General features: G+C 31.5%; 2 protein-coding genes. Both read right to left on the reverse strand.

The window, feature by feature from the left end; genetic code table 11:
* Positions 1 to 759: 759 nt before the first annotated feature.
* Complete coding sequence (locus HHO41_RS21925; RefSeq protein WP_481747111.1) at positions 760 to 1,161, reverse strand: DUF4275 family protein; 402 nt, start codon at positions 1,159 to 1,161, stop codon at positions 760 to 762.
* 861 nt (positions 1,162 to 2,022) lie between these two features.
* Complete coding sequence (locus HHO41_RS21930; protein WP_169102711.1) at positions 2,023 to 2,301, reverse strand: hypothetical protein; 279 nt, start codon at positions 2,299 to 2,301, stop codon at positions 2,023 to 2,025.
* Positions 2,302 to 2,443: the final 142 nt, after the last annotated feature.

A 2,443-nucleotide genomic window follows, 5' to 3' on the forward strand; every position in this document is an offset into this window, starting at 1 on the left:
AAAAAAGTTTAAATCGCTCTATATTTAAACTTTTTTATAAAGGCCACCAAGCGAAAGCGCGGTAGAAAAATCTGTGTCTATTTTCTTGACGTAGTATCATTTTCTTTCACTCTCCTACTGTATAAATCCATTAATCTAGATTCTATTATGTTCAAGGAGAGTTTATTTCATACGTAGGATATTCAACAATCGCAGATAATATATATTTTTTAAACCTCAAGAAACTTTGAAAATACAAGAAAAGGACCCTTTTCTTTACTTAGGAAAAGCGCCCGATTATGGAATATCTAAAGAAGACCCCCGTTAGTTCATGAAGAACATAATTATAAATTTATCAAACTCACAGTAACGATTATTCCAAATGATGCCCATACAAGAAAAAGAACTGCGGGTAGATGCGGTGATACCCTTTCTTTAATGGCATTTAGTAACGCAATTATAAAAAAATATCCGAAAATACCTTGGGACAATTAAAAACCCTAAACGCTTATTCCTAAACCCACCTTATAAGCTATATAGATATTTTCAATTCTTTTTGTGTTTCCTAAATTTTAACATGTTGATATTTTTAAAATTCTTTTTATTATGTAGTCTTTTTGAATTATTCTGCCTTACTTCGTTATTTCATAAGGAATACCGAATCAATATAGCAGCTATTCTAAGGGAACCATTTCTCTTTATAGAAGTTACATTCTAAATTGCCTAAGCATGAAAAGAGCCCGATCATTTTTGATAATCGCGCCCTTTTATGGAATAAGATCATTTCGATTTAATGCTAAAATATGGACCACACCACCCAGTTTCGTGTGTTTGTATGTAAGTCCAGTTAAATCCTTTATCTACAATATACACATCTTGTTCATTTATTAATTCATCAGTATTGAACATTGAGGCATTTTCTAGCAAAAGAACATAATCTGAATGTTGATAAAACACATAACAATTATTCTTTTGTTGATTATTGAAAGCAGCTTCAGCCATTTTTCCATCCAAACAATCTTTTTTCTCATAACTAAACAAGTGCCATAGATAGCCACAGTAACCACCTCTATTATAAAGATAAATAGATTTCTTATCATTATCATTCAAATGACCAGCAAAATTATTTTCCCATTGCTTTCGTAAGTAAGGTCCCCATTTTGGCATTTCAGTTATCTTTATTTTTTTGTTTTAAGTCTATCGTATAGGTCTTTCACTTTTTCCCCTCCATTAAATAAGGTAAAATTCGTCATAAAATGTGAAACCCCTTCTACAAGAAAACTGCCCTAAAATGGATTCGAGGTAAAAAGTAGACTGCTACGCAGCCTATTTTTCTTTAATTTTCGCGCCCTTTTGTTATGTAACAAATGTTTATCAAATATGTTATTTCAGTAGTAATCTATATTTAGTTTATTCTTCTCCCATGTTTACCACGCTCTAATACATCTCGCACACAAAAATAAACCGGCAAATGGAATTAGCGGCATCATAGTATCCCTTCTGCAATTTGAACACTCGCCAAATCTTACTACATTAATAGCTATAGCTGTTTTTGTGATATTATTCATTAGCCATTCCCCAAAACTATCTTTGGGAGAATTTGTTCTTTAAGTCCCGATTGTAACTGTTCGCTCTTTAAAAGTATCAAGTAACTTCATATATTGTTCGTTGCATAGTTTAACAGGTGTACTTGATTTTCAAAAAAAAATCTCCTTATCTCCATTTGAAATATATTTATATTTAAACGGTTTCTTTTTCACAATCGTTTTCATCTCATGCATAATTTCATACATTTACAAACTCACCTCATCAACTTAGGTATCTCTAACTAACTTCTTCAACAGAGTTAGAAAATCCTTCTACCACTAAATGGCTCTATAATGAAAATAAGCGCTAATCCTTGCTGAAGGATAGCACCCTTTAATGGAATAACTAAACTATGGATCTGCTATAAATGATTAATTTTTCTTTTCCTAACACACCCAGTTTGTTTTTAAAACATCACAAAATCACAAGTATTCTGCTACTTGATTTTAAATCAAATTATGATTGGTACACTTCCCAATCTCCCCAATACTTATACTCCTCATCCTTTTCAGAGTTATTTACGCTTTTGTATCTAGTTATCTTTCCAACATTGTAACGGTAATCGTGCCAAAAAGCATATATGAAATCATCGTTTCTCAATCCAAAATCAAATTCTAAAATTTCATCCACTAAATCAAAGTTCCCGCTGTCTAGAAGACCTATTTCTTCTTCTCGAATTCCTGCTTTTTCGTTTAATTCTGAAATGATAAAACGCTTTATAATATTGAAATCCATTTTTTAGTCTCCTCATTTGTAAAAATTCTCTAGCAGTTGTTACGTAAGCCCGAAATATAAAAATAGCGCACCTTCACGGTACGCATCATAAATAGCCATATATCATTGATTTTTTATCAGATATACGGCTATTTTATTTTCC

Source organism: Bacillus sp. DNRA2, assembly GCF_012843265.1.
In the GTDB taxonomy this organism is placed as follows: domain Bacteria; phylum Bacillota; class Bacilli; order Bacillales; family Cytobacillaceae; genus Bacillus_BU.

What these genes read in the sequence shown, in the direction of transcription:
- HHO41_RS21930 (WP_169102711.1), bottom strand. Translation starts at nt 2,301, where the DNA reads ATGGATTTCAATATTATAAAGCGTTTTATCATTTCAGAATTAAACGAA.